The following is a 16,766-nucleotide window of genomic DNA, read 5'->3' on the forward strand; positions in this document are numbered from 1 at the left end:
GCCCCCAGCCGGCGGCGCCCAAGTCTCTATCCCAGCGCCAAAGACACAAGCGAACCGGAGGTTCGCGCCCGGCGTCTGAGGGGGCCGTTGATGGGTCACCAGCAATGGCCGTTCGTATCAGGCCGCCAGCGCCGCGCCCCCTCGATCGGCGCCGCGGCCGACCGCGGCGCCGATCAGCAGCAGCGCCGGCCCACCCTCGACCCAGCCCGGCGCCGCCGCGGCGATCTCCGCCAGCGTGCCGCGCAGCACCCGCTGCCGGGCGGTGCCGCCGCGCTCGATCACCGCCGCCGGCGTCGCCGGGTCGAGCCCGTCGGCCACCAGCCCGTCGCGGATCGCCGGCAGCATGGCGATGCCCATGTAGATCGCCAGCGTCTGGCCCGGCCGGACCAGGCCGGAGACATCGACCCCGCCATCGCGGCGGTGGCCGGTGACGAAGGTCACGGCCCGCGCCGCCTCGCGATGCGTCAGCGGGATGCCGGCGCCGGCGGCGCAGGCGAGGGCGGCGGTGACGCCGGGCACCACCTCGCAGGCGATCCCCGCCGCGGCCAGGGCCTCGGCCTCCTCGCCGCCGCGGCCGAAGATCAGCGGGTCGCCGCCCTTCAGCCGCACCACCCGCTTGCCCTCGCGGGCGAGGCGGATCAGCAGGGCGTTGATCTCCTCCTGCTTCATGCAGTGATTGGCGCGGGCCTTGCCGACGAAGATGCGCTCGGCATCGCGCCGCGCCAGCTCCAGCACCTCCTCGGTGCCGAGCCGGTCATGCACGATGACATCCGCCTCGCCGAGCAGCCGCAGGGCGCGGAGCGTCAGTAGGTCGCCGGCGCCCGGGCCGGCCCCGACCAGATGCACCAGGCCCGGCGGCCGCGTCTCGGCGCCGTCGAGGGCGGCGGCGAAGGCGGCATCGGCCTCCGCCTCGCGGCCCGCCATGGCGAGGTCGGCGGCCGGTCCGGCGAGGGCGGCATCGAGGAAGCGGCGCCGTGCGGCGAGATCGGGCAGGCGCCGCCGCACCGCCGCCTTGAAGCGCTCCGCCATCGCCGCGACCCGGCCGAGGCCGAGCGGCACCGCTGCCTCGATCCGCTGCCGCACCTGCCGGGCGAGCACCGGCGCGGCGCCGCCGCTGGAGACGGCGATGGTCATCGGCGCCCGGTCGATGATCGCCGGCATCAGCGCGGTGCAGAGCGCCGGCCGGTCGACGACGTTCACCGGCAGGCCGCGCGCCCGGCAGGCCGCGGCCAGGGCCTGCAGCTCCGGCTCGGCGGCATCGGCGCCGATGGCGATGGCGCAGCCCTCCAGCAGCGCGGGGGCGAAGCGCTCGGCGAAGCGGATCTCGGCGCCGGCCTGGCGCAGCAGGGCGGCCTTGCGCTCGGCGACCTCGCCGGTGCCGAGGACGAGCGCGACCCGGCCCTGGAGGTCGAGGAAGACGGGAAAGTGCAGCATGGGGGGCTTTCGGCTCGGGAGCGGGATGTGGCCGCTGCCCTGGCGGGTGGCAAGCGGGGGCCGGCCCCGGCGCCCCGGGAAGGGTGGTCAGCGGTCGCGGTCGGCCGGCTCGCCGGGCGGCGGCGCGGGCGGCGGCGGCTCGACCTCGCGCAGCCGGGCGGCGGCGGCGCGCCAGAGATCCTGCCGCCAGGGGGAGAGGGCGGTCGCCTCGGTGAGGCCGGCGGGCACATGGCCCCAGCGGCGCATCTGCCGCAGCCACCAGGCGGCCTGCTCCCGCCGCGGCAGGGTGGCGGTGCGGAAGCGCAGCGGCGCGGCCTGCAGCCAGCCCTCGGCGGTGCCCTCGAAGGCGGCGGCGATCTCGCGCGCGCCGAGCGCGGGGAAGAGGCGGCGCTGCAGGATATGCACCGCCTCCGCCTGGTTCTCCGGCGCGTCCAGCCAGCGGGCGGCGGCGATGATCGCGGCGGTGCAGGCGATGGCGCTTTCCGGGTCGCGCGCGGCGTAGCCGGCGGCGAAGGCGAGCACCTTCTCCGGATGGTTCGGCCAGATATCGCCGGAGGAGAGCGCGATGGTGCCGAGGCCGCGCTCCACCGCATGGCTGCCCCAGGGCTCGCCGGCGCAGAAGCCGTCGATCGCGCCCTCCGCCAGCCGCCCGGCGCAGAGCGGCGGCGGCACGGTGACGAGGCGGAGGTCGCGGTCCGGGTCGAGCCCGCCGGAGGCGAGCCACCAGCGCAGCAGGTAATTGTGCGAGGAATAGGGGAAGACGACCCCGAGCGTGACCGGCCGGCCGGCGGCGGCGCGGCGGCGGAGGGCGGCGGCGAAGCTGGCGGCGGGGAGGGGGCGGGTGAAGCGGCCGATCGCCTCGGCGAGCGGCAGGGAGAGGGTGAGGGTATTGCCGTTGGCGCCCAGCCCGGCCCCGACCGTGACCTGCGAGCGCACCCCGTCCAGGCCGGCGGCGAGGGCGATCGGCATGGGCCCGAGGAGCTGCGCCGCGTCCAGGGCGCCGAAGGCCAGCTTGTCGCGCACCGCCGCCCAGGCGCCCTCGGCCGACAGCGTCACCCGCAGCCCGACCGCATCGAAGAGGCCGAGCTCCTCGGCGACGAGGACGGGAGCGGCATCGGTGAGCTGGACGAGGCCGAGCCGCAGGGTGCGCAGCGCCGGCCGGTGCAGGGCGGGGCGTGGCAGGGCGGGGTCCAGGATCGCGGATGGCACGGGATCGACACTCCGGCCGGCAGGCACCGGCAGCGGGCCGCCATTGGACCGCGTCGCGGGGAGGGCAGGATCCGGCCTGGAACGCCTCTCGGCCGGCTGGCCCGCGCCGTTGCGGGCCGTCACAGCAGGAGGTCGATTAGAGAGCCGAGGCGTGGCATGAGGTCAAGGGCAATTGCGCGGTTCCTGTGCAAATGATGGGTTATTAACCATTAATGCCTTGATGGCGCGCATCATGCCTTCATCTTGCCCACGATCTCGGCGGCCACTGCCACCAGCTTCTGCCCACGATCCATCGCCAGGCGTCGCAGCCGCCGATAGGCCTCCGGCTCGCTCAGCCGATGCCGCTGCATGAGCAGCGCCTTGGCGCGGTCGACCAGCTTGCGCTCCTCGACCTCCTGCCGCGCCAGGGCCAACTCCTCGCGCAGCGCCTGGTGGGCGCGGAAGCGGCGGATCGCCACCTCGATCACCGGCCGCACCCGCGCCGGCGCCAGGCCCTCCACCACATAGGCGGCGACGCCGGCGGCCAGCGCCGCCTCGATCTGCTCCGGCTCGGCCTTCTCGGCGAAGAGCACGACGGGACGCGGCTCGTCCCGGTGCAGCGCCCGCATGCCCTCGAGCTCGTCGCGCGAGGGGTCGTCGAGGCCGCAGACGATGACCTCGGCGCCGGATTCCCGCACCGCCCGGGTGAGATCGGCGGTGCCGGCGGCGATGCCGACGACGACGCAGCCCGCCGCGACCAGCCCCGCCTCGACGGCGGCGGCCCGTTCGGTGTCACTGTCCACCAGCAAGACGCGCAGCGTTCGGCCCCCTGGAGATTGCCAGGCGCCGGCCACCCGGTCCCGGCCAGGGGCGACGCCTGCCGCAACGGCAAGGCATGGATCGTGCCGCGTTACGGAGATGGACCCGGGCCGCCGGGCGAGGCCAGGATGGCGGCGGAGGAACGCCCATGCCGCAACACCTGGCCCGCCGTGCCCTGCTGGCCGCGGCGGCGCTCGCCGGACCTGCCCGCCCGACCCTTGCCCAGCCGGAAGGCTGGCCTGCCCGCCCGGTGCGCATCGTCGTCCCCTTCACCCCGGGCGGCAGCAACGACGCCATCGCGCGGCCGCTGGCGGAGCGGCTGCAGGCCCGCCTCGGCCAGCCCTTCCCGGTGGAGAACCGGCCGGGGGCGGGCAGCGCGGTCGGGGTGCAGGCGGTGGCGCAGAGCCCGCCCGACGGCCAGACCCTGCTGCTGACCACCTCCTCCGTCGCCGCCATCGGCGCGGTGCAGGGCACGGGGTTCGACCCGACGGCGGAGCTTGCCATGGTGGCGCTGCTGGCGCGGGCGCCGCTGGTGGTGCTGACGTCGCCCGCCTCGCCGATCGCCTCGATCGCGGCCCTGCTGGAGGCCGACCGGGCCCGCCCCGGCCGCGTCACCTATGCGAGCTCCGGCCCCGGCAGCACCACCCATATCGCCACCGCGCTGTTCAACCTGCGGGCCGGCACGCAGCTCCAGCACATCCCCTATCGCGGCACCGCCGGGGCGCTGACGGACCTCGTCGCCGGGCGGGTGGACGTGATGTTCACCACCATCGCCAGCGCCGCCGGGCCGATCCGCGACGGGCTGCTGCGGGTCATCGCCCAGACCGGGCCGGAGCGGGTGCCGGGCAGCCCGCCGGCGCCCACGGTGCGGGAGGCGGGGATCGACTACGACGCCGGCATCTGGTGGGGCCTCTTCGCGCCGCGCGGCCTGCCGCCGGCGCTGCGGGCGCGGCTGAACGGGGTGGTGAACGACGCGCTGCTGGCGCCGGACTTCGCCCGCGTCCTGACCGGCGAGGGCGCCATCCCCGCCCCCCTCGCGCCCGCGGCCTGCGACGCCTTCCTCGCCGCCGAGACGCGGAGCCTGCGCGAGGTGGTGGCGGCGGCGCATATCCGGGCCGATTGACCGCCCGGCCCGCCAGGCGTCCAAACTGGCGGCGCCGGGCGAGGAAGGATGGCATGCAGAACACCGAGGCGATCTGGCGGCTGGTCGAGGCCCATCGGGCAGACTTCCAGGCTCTCTCCGACCGCATCTGGCACATGCCGGAGCTGGCCTATACCGAGACCCGCTCCTGCGCCGAGCATGCCGCCATGCTGCGCCAGCAGGGCTTCCGGGTGACGGAGCAATTCGCCGGCATCCCGACCGCGGTCATGGGCGAGGCCGGGGAGGGCGGGCCGGTGATCGCCATCCTCGGCGAGTATGACGCGCTGCCGGGCCTCTCGCAGGAGGCGGGCCTCGCCGAGGAGCGGCCGCTCCCCGGGCCGGGCTATGGCCATGGCTGCGGCCACAACCTGCTCGGCTCGGCCTCGCTGCTCGCCGCCACCGCGGTGAAGGACTGGCTCGCCGCCGAGGGGCTCCCGGGGCGGGTGCGCTATTACGGCTGCCCGGCCGAGGAGGGCGGCGCCGCCAAGGGCTTCATGGTGCGCGACGGCGCCTTCGCCGATGTCGACATCGCCATCTCCTGGCATCCGGCGGCCTTCGCCGCGGTGCAGGAGGCGGTGTCGCTGGCCAATACCCGCATCGACTTCCGCTTCGCCGGCCGCGCCAGCCACGCCGCGGCGGCGCCGCATCTCGGCCGCAGCGCGCTCGATGCGGTGGAGCTGATGAATGTCGGCGTGAACTACATGCGCGAGCACATGCCGAGCGACGCCCGGGTGCACTACGCCTATCTCGATGCCGGCGGCGTGGCGCCGAACGTGGTGCAGCCGAGCGCCAAGGTGCGCTACCTGATCCGCGCCCGCGACCTGGTGGAGCTGCGGCGGCTGATCGGGCGGGTGCGCAAGATCGCCGAGGGCGCGGCGCTGATGACCGAGACGCGGGTCGAGGCGAAGGTGGTCTCGGGCGTCTCCAACCTGCTCGGCAACGGGCCGCTGGAGCGGGCGATGCAGGCCAATCTCGACCGGCTCGGCCCGCCGCCCTTCGACGCGGCGGACCGCGCCAAGGCGGCGGAGTTCCAGGCGACGCTGACCGAGGAGGACATCCAGGCCTCCTGGCGGCGGATCGGCCTGCCGATGCGCAAGGGGGTCCCGCTCTGCGACGTGGTGGTGCCGCTCGAGGTGCGGGGGGCGCCGATGATGGGCTCGACCGATGTCGGCGACGTCTCCTGGGTGGTGCCGACGGTGCAGGCGCGCGGCGCGACCTATGCCATCGGCACGCCCGGCCATTCCTGGCAGCTCACCGCCCAGGGCATGCTGCCGGCGGCGCATAAGGGCATGGTGCATGTGGCGAAGGTGATGGCCGGGACGGCGGTGGACTGCCTGCGCGACCCGGCGCTGGTCGCAGCCGCCAGGGCGGAACTCGCCGAGCGCACCGCCGGCAGCCCCTATGAGCCGGTGCTCTCGCCGGAGGTGCAGCCGCCCTTCGACATGTCGAAGGCGGCTTGACCTTCCCCGCGAAGCCGCTGCGCGTCTTCGCGGGGGGGCCGGGCGTTGCCTCGGACCCGGGACCGCCGCAGCCTGCCGCGGCCAGGCCGGGTCAGTCGCCGAAGTTCGGCGGCGGGTCGTCCAGGCCCGGCGGCGGCATGGCGAGCGGGTCGCGCGCCAGCAGCCCGGCTTCGTTCTCGGCCACCTTGTTGACCCGCGGGCTCACCGGCCAGGCGGCGACCATCGCCGGCGGGCAGGGGCGGAGCAGGGCGAGCAGGTCCTCGGCCTCGGCCGGCGCCTCGCCCAGCCAGGCGGCCCAGGCGGCGCGCGGCAGGATCACCGGCATGCGGTGATGCAGGGCGGCGAGCTTCTCGTTCGCCTCGGTGGTGACGATGGTGCAGCTCCGCAGGATCTCGCCCTCCGGGGAGCGCCAGCCCTCCCAGAGCCCGGCCAGCGCCATGGGCGCGCCATCCGCCAGCGCCACGGCATAGGGCTGCTTCGCCTTGCCGTCGGTCTGCCATTCGTAGAAGCCGTCGGCGGTGACCAGGCAGCGGCGCTTGCGGAAGGCCTCGCGGAAGGCGGGCTTCTCGGCAATGCTCTCGGACCGGGCGTTGATCATCTTCGCCGCGCCGGAGGCATCCTTGGCCCAGCGCGGCACCAGCCCCCAGCGCAGCGGGTCGAGATGCCGTTGCCCGGTCTCGGGATGCCGCCGCACCACCAGCGCCTCCTGCGTCGGGGCGCGGTTCCAGCTTGCCGGGAGGTTCGGCAGGGCGTTGATCGTCTCGAAGTACCGGGCGAGCTCGGCTGGGCCGCGCTGCTGGAAATAGCGTCCGCACATGGGCAGGAGATGGGGCGGCGCGGGCCGGATGTCGATTCCGGGCGCCCGCGATCCGGGGCGCGATCAGTGCCGGCGCAGGTAGAGCGGCGTCTCGCCCATGCTGCGGAAGGCATGGTCGGCGGCGAAGAGGTCGGCATAGTGCAGCACATGCGCCTCCAGGTTCCGGCCATGGAAGGGCGCGTTGGTGGCATGGGTGGCGACGGTGCTGACCACGACATGCGGGAAGTCGAGCTCCTTCAGCAGCATGGCGCCGATCACGCCATGCGGCAGCTCGTGGTAGAGATCGGTGTGCACCGCCCCGCCGCCCTCCCGCCGGTAGAGCAGCGGCTTGTCCACATCATGCAGGATGAGGATCGGCAGCAGGATCTCGGGCGGCAGCGTGCTGCCCCAGTCGGCCGCGGCGCGGCGGCCGAGATCGACCCCGGCCCGCGTCACCTCGTTCACATGCCGCATCAGCGGGTAGAAGCCGCTGCCGGGGGAGAAGGGCATGTCCTCCAGCCGCTCATGCGTCGAGGAAGCCCAGGCGCTCACCCAGGCGGTGACGATCCGCTCCTGCAGCGCCTCCGGCACCTGGTCCAGGCCGAAGAGCCAGTCGCGCACCGCCTGGCGCCGCCAGTTGCTGCCGTGATCGATGCTGTAGGGCTGGGTCATGCTCGGCCGGTATCCCCGATGGGCGCGGTCAATCGATGTGGATGTCGGCCTTCTTCACCATGTCGGCGAAGAAGGCGATCTGCTGCTCGCGGAAGGCCGCGAAATCCTCGATGCCGTTGGCGCGGGTGAGGGCGCCGAGGCCGTTCAGCCGGGCGGTCACGCCCGGGTCCCGGATCACCGCGTTCATCTCGGCGTTGAGGGCGCGCAGGATCTCGCCGGGCGTGCCGGCGGGGGCGAAGACGCCGTTCCATTCCCAGGTCTCGAAGCCGGGCAGGAATTCCGACATGGCCGGGGCGTCCGGCAGCAGGGCGATCGGCGCCGGGCCGCAATGCGCCATGCAGATCGCCTGGTTCGCCTGGGTCAGCGGCAGGGTGGAGGGCACGTTGCTGAATTGCAGCGGGATGCGCCCGGCCGCGAGGTCGTTCCGCGAGGCGGCGATCTCCTTGTAGACGATGTGGTTGATCTGGGTGCCGGCGAGCATGTTGAACAGCTCGAGCGAGACGTGCTGCACCGTGCCGATGCCGGTCGAGGCGCAATTGAGCTGGCCCGGCCGGCGCTTCGCCAGGGCGATCAGATCCGGGATCGTCTTCGCCTCGAAGCCCGGCCAGCGCATCAGCGTGTTCGGCGTCTGCATCGCCAGGAAGACCGGCAGCAGGTCGCGGCGGGTGTCGTAGGGCAGGCGGCTGCCGAAGAGCGACGGGTTCACCGAATGCGCCGTCGCGTCGTAGAGCAGCGTGTAGCCATCCGGCGTGGCGCGGGCGACCGCCTGCGCCGCCAGGGTGCCGGCGGCGCCCGGGCGGTTCTCCACCGCGAAGCTCTGGCCGAGCCGCTCGCCGAGCGCGCCGAAGAGGATGCGGCAGACCACGTCGGCGGTGCCGCCGGGGCTGTAGGCATTGACCACCCGCACGGCATGGGTGGGGTAGCGGGCCTGGGCGCGCGGCAGGGAGGGGGCGGCGAGGCCGCCCAGGGCGGCGGCCAGCAGCAGGCGGCGGCCGGGCCGCGATGGCTTGGACATGATCGATCCCCCTCGGCCTCGATCCCCTGGGGCGGTTCGGGAGCGGGGCCTTTGCGGCGAGTTTGGAATCGTCCCGGTGCCGTCGCAAGCCGGCGCGCGGCGGCCGCGCCCCCTTGTCCCGCTCCCGGCCCGCGATCAGTCTGCTGGCGAACAGCCGAGAGCAAGCGGCGGGCCGGCCCGCCGCGGGAGCGAACGCCATGAACATCATGACCCGAGAGACGCTGCCCCCCGAGGCCGCGGCCGGCGCCTGGATCACCGCTCTCGGCGAGGCGCTGGAGCGCCAGGACGCGGCTGCGGCGGCGCGGCTCTTCCTGCCCGAGGGGCATTGGCGCGACATCCTCGCCTTCGACTGGACGATCACCACGGTGAGCGGCGCGCCGGCGGTGGAGGCGCGGCTGCGGGCGCGGCTGCCGGCCACCCGTCCCGGCGGGCTGCGCCTGGCGCCCGGGCGCACCGCGCCGCGGCAGGTCGAGCGGGTCGGGCGCGGGGTGATCGAGTGCTTCCTCGCCTTCGAGACCGCGGTCGGCACCGCCGAGGGCGTGGCCCGGCTGGTGCCCGACGAGGGCGGGCCGGGCGGGGTCCGCGCCTGGATCCTGGCGACGGCGTTGCAGGGGCTGCGCGGGCATGAGGATCTCAGCCTGCGGCAGCAGGCGTCGGAGAAGGACTATTCGCGCGATTTCGGCGGCCCCAATTGGGCCGACAAGCGCGCGGCGGCGCGCGCCTATGCCGATCGCGACCCGGCGGTGCTCGTCATCGGCTGCGGCCAGGCCGGGCTCGGCATCGCCGCCCGGCTCGGCGCGCTCGGCGTCGACACGCTGGTGATCGACCGCGAGGCGCGGGTCGGCGACAATTGGCGCCGCCGCTACCATTCGCTGACGCTGCACAACGAGGTGCATGTCAACCACCTGCCCTACATGCCGTTCCCGCCGACCTGGCCGGTCTTCATCCCGAAGGACATGCTGGCGAACTGGTTCGAGGCCTATGTCGAGGCGATGGAGCTGAATGTCTGGACCTCGACCGAGCTCGCCGCCGGGCGCTGGGACGAGGCGGCGGGCCGCTGGCAGGTGACGCTGCGCCAGGCGGATGGCGGCGAGCGGGTGATGCGGCCGCGGCACCTGGTCTTCGCCGCCGGCGTCAGCGGCATCCCGATCATGCCGGAGCTGCCCGGCCTCGCCGAGTTCCGCGGCACGGTGCTGCATTCCGGCGCCTATACCGACGGCGCGGCCTGGAAGGGCCAGCCGGCCATCGTGCTCGGCACCGGCAATAGCGGCCATGACGTGGCGCAGGACCTGTATGCGAGCGGCGCCCAGGTGAGCATGATCCAGCGCAGCCCGACCCATATCGTCTCGGTGCAGGAGGCGCAGCGGGTCTATGCCACCTATGCCGAGGGGCTGCCGACCGGGGATTGCGACCTGCTGGCGACGGCGCTGTCCTATCCGGAGCTGAAGCGCGCCTACCAGATGATGACGGCGATCTCGAAGGAGATGGACCGCCCGTTGCTGGAGCGGCTGGCGGCGCGGGGCTTCCGGCTGAGCGACGGCATCGAGGGTTGCGGCTTCCAGATGCTCTACCTGCAGCGCGGCGGCGGCTACTACTTCAATGTCGGCTGCTCCGACCTGATCGCCGAGGGGGAGATCGGGCTGGTGCAATGGGAGGAGGTGGAGCGCTTCGTGCCGGACGGGCTGCGGTTGAAGGACGGGCGCGTGATCCCGGCCGCGCTCCTCGTCATGGCGACCGGCTACCGCAACCAGCAGGAGGTGGTGCGGCGGGCGCTCGGCGACGCGATCGCGGATCGCATCGGCCCGGTCTGGGGCTTCGATGCCGGCGGCGAGCTGCGCAACATGTGGCGGGAGACGCCGCAGCCCGGCCTCTGGTTCACCGCCGGCAGCCTGGCGCAATGCCGCATCTACTCGCACTACCTCGCCCTGCAGATCAAGGCGCGCGAGGTCGGGCTGGTGGAATAGCCGCCAGCCGCCCCGCGCTGCCGCCCCGCGCTGCCCCTCCGCGGAGGGCTGCGACGCGCCTTGGCTCGGAAGCGAATCACGGGGCCCTCGCGGCGGCGCGCGGCGGCGTCGTGGGGACCGCTAGAACGGCAGCAGGATGTCGAGGAGCTGCGAGCCGAGCCGCGGCTGCTGCAGGTCGGAGAGCGTGCCGCGGCCGCCATAGGCGATGCGCGCCTCCGCCAGCCGGTCATGCCGGATGGTGTTGTCGCTGGCGATGTCCTGCGGCCGGATCACCCCCTGCACCGACAGCTCGCGCAACTCGCTGCTGACCCGCACCTCCTGCCGGCCGCCGACCACGAGGTTGCCGTTCGGCAGCACCTGGGTGACCGTCGCGGCGAGCCGCAGCGTCACCGTCTCGGTCCGCTTCACCGTGCCGTTGCCATCGGTGGTCTGGCTGCCCGAGGCGCTGATCAGCGTGTCCGGGCTCGCCGCCTTCGGCAGCCAGCGGGTCTGCATGCCGAAGAGCTGCGGCATGCCCATGGCGTCGTTGCCGGTGCGCGCCCGCTGGGTGCGGTTCTGCAGCTGCGCCTGGTCGTCGATGCTGACCAGGATGGTGATGAGGTCGCCGACCTGCGCCGCCCGCTGGTCGCGCAGGAAGGTGCGGCTGCCGGGGCGCCACAGGCTGTTCGCCGCCGCCGGTGGGTCCTGCGGCGCCGGCATCGGCATGGCCACCGGCCGCCAGGCGGGATCGGCGGTCGGGTCCTGCACCGCGCTCAGCTCCGGCGTCCTGCCGACCCGGGAGAGCCGCTCGAACTGGCCGCAGCCGGCGAGCAGCGCCAGCAGCGCAAGGGGCAGGGCGCGCATCACTCCGCCTCCCGCCTGAGCGGCGCCGCGCCCATGGCGACGCGCACCCGGCCCGGCCCGGTCACCTGCGCCTCCACCACCGTGCGGCTGGCGAGGTTCATCACCGGCACCAGGGCGCCGCGCCCGGCGGCTTCCAGCGCCCGGCCCTGGGCGGTGAGCGAGAGGCCCGGCGCCTCGACCTGCATGGTCACCAGCGCGTTGCGCTCGACCAGCGCCGGCGGGGCGAGGTCGCTGCGCTGGAAGCCCATCTCTGCCCCGACCGGGCGGTGGAGCTGCTGGCCGACCACCTGATCCAGCCGGTCCGCCGCGCCGGGGCGGACGCGCTCCGCCCGCTGCCGCGCCAGCCGGACGTCGCCCGGGCCGACGATCTCGCCGAGGGAGAGGCGACGGGTCGCCACCACCACCGGCAGGGTCGGCACGGCGCGGCCGCCGATGCGCAGGCGCTGCATCGGCATGCCCTCGGCGCCGATGCTGAGCAGCCCGGCGAACCGGCCGGTCGGCGCATCCAGGCTGGCGGAGTCGACGACAAGGCGCGGCGCCGCCTCGGGCGGGATCATCGGCAGGGCGACCGGCCCCAGCTCCAGCTCGGCCTCGGGGTCGAGGCCGTAGCGCAGCAGCTCCGCCTTCAGCGCCGCCGTCACCTCCTCGCGCGCCAGCGGCCGGCCGGGCCGTTCCACCACCACCCGCTCCTGCGCCGAGAGCGGCCGCCAGGCGAGGCCGTTGGCGCGGGCGAGGGCGAGGAGCTGCGCCGCCTCGATGACCATCTGCCGGCCCGGCGCCGGGGCGGCGCCGATCGGCTGCGCCGCCCGCGCGCCGGCGCCCTCGAAGACATCGCCGAGGCGGAGCATGGGCTGGTCGACCACCACCAGCGGCCGCGGCCCGGCGAGATCCTGCGCCATGGCCGGCAGGGCGAGGAGGAGCAGGGGCAGAAGGGCGCCGCGCATGGCCCGCCTCACCGCATCCGCGAGAGCGTCGAGAGCATCTCGTCGCTCGCCGTGATGACCTTGCTGTTCATCTCATAGGCCCGCTGCGCGGTGATGAGGTTGGTGATCTCCTGCACCACGTTGACGTTGGAATTCTCGACGAAGCCCTGCAGCATCTGGCCATGCCCCGGCTGGCCGGGGGCGGCGAGCTGCGCCTGGCCGGAGGCCGGCGTCGCCAGCAGCAGGTTCTCGCCCATCGCCTCCAGCCCGGCCTCGTTGGCGAAGATCGCGGTCTGGATCTGGCCGACATTCTGCGGGTTCACCTGGCCGTCGAGCTTGGCCAGCACCTCGCCGGCGGCGTTGATGGTGACGTCGACGGCGGCGGCCGGGATGGAGATGCCGGGCAGCACCAGGAAGCCCTCGGCGGTCACCACCTGGCCCTCGGCCGAGAGGCCGAAGGTGCCGTCCCGGGTATAGGCGATCTCGCCGGAGGGAAGCTGCACCTGGAAGAAGCCGTTGCCGCGGATGGCGAGGTCGAAGCGGTTCTCGGTCTGCTGCAGGCTGCCCTGCTCGCCGATGCGGTAGATGGCCGAGGTCTTGACGCCGAGGCCGAGCTGCGCGCCGGATGGCAGCACGCTGCCGGTCTCCGAGCTCTGCGAGCCGACGCGTCGGACGTTCTGGTAGAGCAGGTCGGCGAATTCGGCCCGGCGCCGCTTGTAGCCGGTGGTGCTCATATTGGCGATGTTGTTGGAGATCACCTCGACATTGGTCTGCTGGGCCATCATGCCGGTGCCGGCGATCTGCAGGGCGCGCATCCTGGGTCTCCTGGTCCGGCCGCTGGCCGGGATTCCTATTCGGCGGAAGGGCGTTTCGGGATGAGGGGGCGGGCGCCGCCGGCGGCTAGCCGCGCTTGCGGAGGATGCGCTCGACGGCGTTCTGCAGCCGGTCGCCCTCGCGGTCGGCGAAAGTGACGGCGTTCTGGAACTCGCGGACCTCCTCGGTCATCCGCACCATCTCCAGCACCGGCTGGACGTTGCTGCCCTCGACCGCGCCCTGCACGACGCCTGGGCGCGCCAGGGGCTGCGGCGTCTCGTCGGCGGCGAAGAGCCGGTCGCCCTCCGGGCGCAGGCGCTGCGGCTGCTCGAAGCGCACGACGCGGAGCTGGGCGATCGGACCGTTCTCGGAGCGGAGGCTGCCATCGCCCAGCACCTCGAGGCGGGTATCGGCCTGGCCGAGGGTGATCGGCATGCCGCCCGTGTCGAGCACCGCGTTGCCGGCGGCGTCGACGAGCTTGCCATCGCCCGAGAGCGCGAAGCGGCCGGCGCGGGTGTAGCGCTCCTCGCCCTCGGCGGTCTGCACCGCGAAATAGCCCTCGCAGCGCAGCGCCAGGTCGAGCGGGTTGCCGGTCGTCGTCAGCGGCCCGTTGGCGGTCTCGCGCCAGGTGGCGCGATCGATGCTGTAGCTCACCTGCGGTTCGGCCGCAGCCTGCGCCTGCTTCTGCAGGACGCTGCCGAAGACCGGCCGCTCGGCCTGGAAGCCCGGGGTGTCGGCATTCGCCAGGTTGTGCGCCACCACCTGCGTGGCGCGGAGCTGGGCGCCGAGGCGGGAGAGGATGACGTAGCCGGGCGTGTCCATGCGGGGCCTTCCTGTGGCGGCGCCGTCCTGGCGCCAGGGGACGCCACCCCTCAGCGCAAGCCCCGTGCCACGCCGGCGGCCTCGGCAGACACCCAAGCGCCGCAAGCGGTTGCGCCGGGGGCCGGCGCCTCGGCCGGGCCGGCCGGCGCTGCGCCTCTCCTGCCGGGCCCCGGCAGGAAATGCCGGCACCCGGCAGGGGCTGCCCGGTGCAAGGCTTTCTTAACGGCCGCCCGGCGAGGATCGCGCCCGTCCGGAGGATGGGGCGCGGATGTCGGCAAAACCTGCCAAGGCAGCGACGGCGGAGGGCGAGGCGGCGCCGAAGGGCGGCAAGCGCAAGCTGGTGCTGCTGGCCGCGCCGATCGCCCTGGCCGCCATCGGCGGTGGCCTCTGGTTCAGCGGCGTCCTGCCCGGCCTCCTCGGCGGCGGGGCGCATGAGGCGCCGTCCGAGCATGCCGAGGCGCCGCCGGCGCCGCCGGTCTTCTTCGACATGCCGGAGATTGTCGCCAACCTCAACGCGCCGGGCCGGCGCACCAGCTACATCCGGCTGCGCAGCAAGCTCGAGCTCGCCAGGCCCGACGATGCGGCCGCCGTGCAGGCGGCCATGCCGCGGCTGCTCGACCTCTACACCACCTATCTGCGGGAGATGCGGCCGGAGGAGCTGCGAGGCAGCGCCGGCACCCAGCGCCTGCGGGAGGAGCTGATCGCCCGCGCCAGCCTCGCCGCCGCGCCGGCGCGGATCACCGATGTCCTCTTCACCGAGATCCTCCTCCAGTGACCGCGCCCGAGGAGGATCCCGCCGCGGCCTGGGGCGATGCCCTGGCGCAGGAGCAGGCCGCGGACGCCCCGGATTCGGCGCGGGTGCTGAACCAGGCCGAGATCGACAGCCTGCTTGGCTTCGGCGGCGGCGCCACGGCCGAGGAGAGCCAGAGCGGCATCCAGCGCGTCGTCAGCGCCGGCCTCGTCTCCTACGAGCGCCTGCCGATGCTCGAGATCGTCTTCGACCGGCTGGTCCGCATCCTCTCGACCTCGCTGCGGAACTTCACCTCGGACAATGTCGAGGTCTCGATCGACAGCATCGCCTCGCTGCGCTTCGGCGACTACCTGGACAGCGTGCCGCTGCCGGCGATGCTGGCGGTCTTCAAGGTCGAGGAGTGGGACAATTACGGCCTGCTCGTCATCGATTCCGCGCTGATCTACTCGGTGGTCGACGTGCTGCTCGGCGGCCGCCGCGGCACCGCCGCGATGCGCATCGAGGGGCGTCCCTACACCACGATCGAACGGACGCTGGTGGAGCGGCTGATCGGCGTCGTGCTGCAGGATCTCTCGGATGCCTTCAACCCGCTCTCGCCGGCCAGCTTCCGCTTCGAGCGGCTGGAGGTGAATCCGCGCTTCGCCGCCGTCTCCCGCCTCTCCAACGCCTGCATCCTGTCGCGGCTGCGGGTCGATATGGAGGATCGCGGCGGCAAGATCGAGCTGCTGCTGCCCTATGCGACGCTCGAGCCGATCCGCGAGCTGCTGCTGCAGCAATTCATGGGCGAGCGCTTCGGCCGGGATTCGATCTGGGAGACGCATCTCGCCGAGGAGCTGCGGCACACCGAGCTGGCGCTCGACGTGGTGCTGGACGAGCAGGCGATGCCGCTCGCCTCGGTGATGTCGCTGCAGCCCGGCGACCGCATCACGCTCAACGTCGCGCCCGGCGCGCCGGTGACGCTGCGCTGCGGCGAGGTGCCGCTCTTCGAGGCGGAGCTGGGCCGGCGCGAGAACCGCCTCGCGGTGCGCATCGCGCGCGAGCTGCGCCGGGCGGAATGGGAGGGGGCGTGATGGGCTGGATCGAATGGGCGGCGCAGCTTCTCGTCATCCTGCTGCTCGGAGGGGCCTTGCCGCTGCTGCTCCGGCTCGAGCGCACGCTGGCGGCGGTGCGGCGGGACCGCGGCGCGCTGGAGGGCGGCGCGGCCAGCCTCGGCGAGGCGACGCGGCTGGCGGAGGCGGCCTCGATCCGGCTGCGCGCCTCGGCCGAGGCCGGCGGGCGGCAGCTCGCGGAGAGGCTGGCGGCAGCCGAGCCGGTGCGGGACGACCTGCGCTACCTGGTCGAGCGCGCCGAGGCGCTGGCCGACCGGCTCGAGGCGCTGGTCCGCTCCGGCCGGCCTCTGGCCCAGGCGGGGACGGCGCCGGAGGTCGCGGCCGAGCCGGGGCGCAGCCAGGCGGAGCGCCGGTTGTTGCAGGCCCTCGGGGCCGGCCGCTGATGCGGCCGCGCCTGCTGCCGGCCGCCCTGGTCGCGGTGACGGCGCTGCTCGCCGTGAAGCTGCAGGGCATCCTGAGCCCGCCCGCGGGCGGCCCTCAGGGCCTGGCGCTGGTCGCGCCCGCGCAGGCCAGCAGCCACGCCCCTCCCGCCAAGGCGAGCACGCCGGCCGCCGCGCCGGCCCCGCCGCCGCAGGCCAGGCCGCCCGAGCCACCCTCCGCCGAGCAGCAGGCGGAACGGGCCCTGCTGGAGGGGCTGCGGGCGCGGCGGAGCGAGCTCGAGGCCCGCGAACAGGCGCTCGCGGCGCGCGAGCTGCTCGCGGCGGCGACCGAGAAGCGGCTCGGCCAGCGCATCGAGGAGCTGGCCGCGCTGCAGCAGCGCCTCCAGGCCTTCGACCGGACGCTCGGCGAGCGCGAGGAGGCCGGCTGGCGGCAGATGGTCAAGCTCTACGAGGGCATGCGGCCGCGCGATGCCGCCGCCATCTTCGACGATCTCGAGATGCCGGTGCTGCTGCAGATCCTCGACCGTATGGGAGAGCGCAAGGCGGCGCCGGTGCTCGGCGCCATGAAGCCGGAGCGCGCCCGGACGATCACCTCGGAACTGGCCCGCCTCCGGGCCCGCCCCGTTGACTGAACCC

At 74.3% G+C, this 16,766-nt stretch carries 17 protein-coding genes; 7 read left to right on the forward strand and 10 right to left on the reverse strand.

The window, feature by feature from the left end:
• Positions 1-117 precede the first annotated feature (117 nt).
• The 3 genes from cysG to DOO78_RS22040 all read right to left on the reverse strand — a co-directional run bounded on the left by cysG (position 118) and on the right by DOO78_RS22040 (position 3,425).
• Positions 118-1,434 (reverse strand): siroheme synthase CysG, encoded by a 1,317-nt coding sequence (cysG, locus tag DOO78_RS22030; protein WP_111472046.1) that lies wholly within the window; start codon positions 1,432-1,434, stop codon positions 118-120.
• Positions 1,435-1,521: 87 nt separating this feature from the next.
• Entirely contained in the window at positions 1,522-2,643 is a 1,122-nt protein-coding gene (locus DOO78_RS22035) for a CmpA/NrtA family ABC transporter substrate-binding protein (protein WP_165839030.1), read from the reverse strand.
• 230 nt (positions 2,644-2,873) lie between these two features.
• Positions 2,874-3,425 carry an ANTAR domain-containing response regulator gene (locus DOO78_RS22040; protein WP_243634729.1) on the reverse strand — a complete coding sequence of 184 codons (552 nt, stop codon included), beginning with the start codon at positions 3,423-3,425 and terminating at the stop codon, positions 2,874-2,876.
• A gap of 164 nt (positions 3,426-3,589) precedes the next feature.
• Between DOO78_RS22040 and DOO78_RS22045 the strand changes: the two genes are divergently transcribed.
• Positions 3,590-4,564, forward strand: coding sequence for a Bug family tripartite tricarboxylate transporter substrate binding protein (locus DOO78_RS22045; RefSeq protein ID WP_165839031.1), 975 nt, complete (start codon positions 3,590-3,592; stop codon positions 4,562-4,564).
• 53 nt (positions 4,565-4,617) lie between these two features.
• The gene (locus DOO78_RS22050) at positions 4,618-6,042 is read left to right on the forward strand and encodes a M20 family metallopeptidase (protein ID WP_111472049.1); all 1,425 of its coding nucleotides are present in this window, start codon (positions 4,618-4,620) and stop codon (positions 6,040-6,042) included.
• Positions 6,043-6,133: 91 nt separating this feature from the next.
• Here DOO78_RS22050 and DOO78_RS22055 read toward each other — a convergent pair whose 3' ends face one another.
• From DOO78_RS22055 to DOO78_RS22065, 3 genes are all read right to left on the reverse strand, one after another.
• Positions 6,134-6,859 carry an SOS response-associated peptidase gene (locus tag DOO78_RS22055; protein ID WP_111472050.1) on the reverse strand — a complete coding sequence of 242 codons (726 nt, stop codon included), beginning with the start codon at positions 6,857-6,859 and terminating at the stop codon, positions 6,134-6,136.
• A 63-nt stretch (positions 6,860-6,922) separates the two neighbouring features.
• Positions 6,923-7,510, reverse strand: a complete 588-nt coding sequence (locus tag DOO78_RS22060) for a hydrolase (protein ID WP_111472051.1) — start codon at positions 7,508-7,510, stop codon at positions 6,923-6,925.
• A 28-nt stretch (positions 7,511-7,538) separates the two neighbouring features.
• Positions 7,539-8,525 carry a tripartite tricarboxylate transporter substrate-binding protein gene (locus DOO78_RS22065; RefSeq protein ID WP_111472052.1) on the reverse strand — a complete coding sequence of 329 codons (987 nt, stop codon included), beginning with the start codon at positions 8,523-8,525 and terminating at the stop codon, positions 7,539-7,541.
• A 197-nt stretch (positions 8,526-8,722) separates the two neighbouring features.
• Here DOO78_RS22065 and DOO78_RS22070 point away from each other — a divergent pair, with 197 nt between their 5' ends.
• On the forward strand, positions 8,723-10,489 hold the full coding sequence (locus DOO78_RS22070) for a flavin-containing monooxygenase (protein WP_111472053.1): 1,767 nt from the start codon (positions 8,723-8,725) through the stop codon (positions 10,487-10,489).
• Between the two features lie 120 nt (positions 10,490-10,609).
• Here the strand turns inward: DOO78_RS22070 and flgH are convergent, their stop codons facing one another.
• The 4 genes from flgH to DOO78_RS22090 form a co-directional block, all read right to left on the reverse strand.
• Complete coding sequence (gene flgH / locus DOO78_RS22075) at positions 10,610-11,332, reverse strand: flagellar basal body L-ring protein FlgH (RefSeq protein ID WP_111472054.1); 723 nt, start codon at positions 11,330-11,332, stop codon at positions 10,610-10,612.
• Positions 11,332-12,276, reverse strand: coding sequence for a flagellar basal body P-ring formation chaperone FlgA (gene flgA, locus DOO78_RS22080; protein ID WP_111472055.1), 945 nt, complete (start codon positions 12,274-12,276; stop codon positions 11,332-11,334). Before flgA ends, flgH begins: the two co-directional genes overlap by 1 nt.
• An 8-nt stretch (positions 12,277-12,284) precedes the next feature.
• A complete protein-coding gene (gene flgG, locus DOO78_RS22085; RefSeq protein ID WP_111472056.1) occupies positions 12,285-13,070 on the reverse strand; it encodes a flagellar basal-body rod protein FlgG in 786 nt (261 codons plus the stop codon).
• 85 nt (positions 13,071-13,155) lie between these two features.
• Complete coding sequence (locus tag DOO78_RS22090) at positions 13,156-13,890, reverse strand: flagellar hook basal-body protein (RefSeq protein ID WP_111472057.1); 735 nt, start codon at positions 13,888-13,890, stop codon at positions 13,156-13,158.
• Between the two features lie 268 nt (positions 13,891-14,158).
• On the opposite strand from DOO78_RS22090, the gene DOO78_RS22095 reads away from it, so the two are divergent.
• The 4 genes from DOO78_RS22095 to DOO78_RS22110 are packed head-to-tail and all read left to right on the forward strand — an operon-like array spanning position 14,159 to position 16,762.
• Complete coding sequence (locus DOO78_RS22095) at positions 14,159-14,665, forward strand: flagellar basal body-associated FliL family protein (RefSeq protein ID WP_111472058.1); 507 nt, start codon at positions 14,159-14,161, stop codon at positions 14,663-14,665.
• Positions 14,662-15,711: a flagellar motor switch protein FliM gene (gene fliM, locus DOO78_RS22100; RefSeq protein ID WP_111472059.1), complete on the forward strand. Its 1,050-nt coding sequence runs from the start codon at positions 14,662-14,664 to the stop codon at positions 15,709-15,711. Before DOO78_RS22095 ends, fliM begins: the two co-directional genes overlap by 4 nt.
• Entirely contained in the window at positions 15,711-16,133 is a 423-nt protein-coding gene (locus DOO78_RS22105) for a DUF6468 domain-containing protein (protein ID WP_111472060.1), read from the forward strand. The genes fliM and DOO78_RS22105 overlap by 1 nt, the downstream gene beginning before the upstream one ends.
• Complete coding sequence (locus DOO78_RS22110; RefSeq protein WP_111472061.1) at positions 16,133-16,762, forward strand: MotE family protein; 630 nt, start codon at positions 16,133-16,135, stop codon at positions 16,760-16,762. Before DOO78_RS22105 ends, DOO78_RS22110 begins: the two co-directional genes overlap by 1 nt.
• Positions 16,763-16,766: the final 4 nt, after the last annotated feature.

Source organism: Roseicella frigidaeris, assembly GCF_003258945.1.
Lineage (GTDB): Bacteria > Pseudomonadota > Alphaproteobacteria > Acetobacterales > Acetobacteraceae > Paracraurococcus > Paracraurococcus frigidaeris.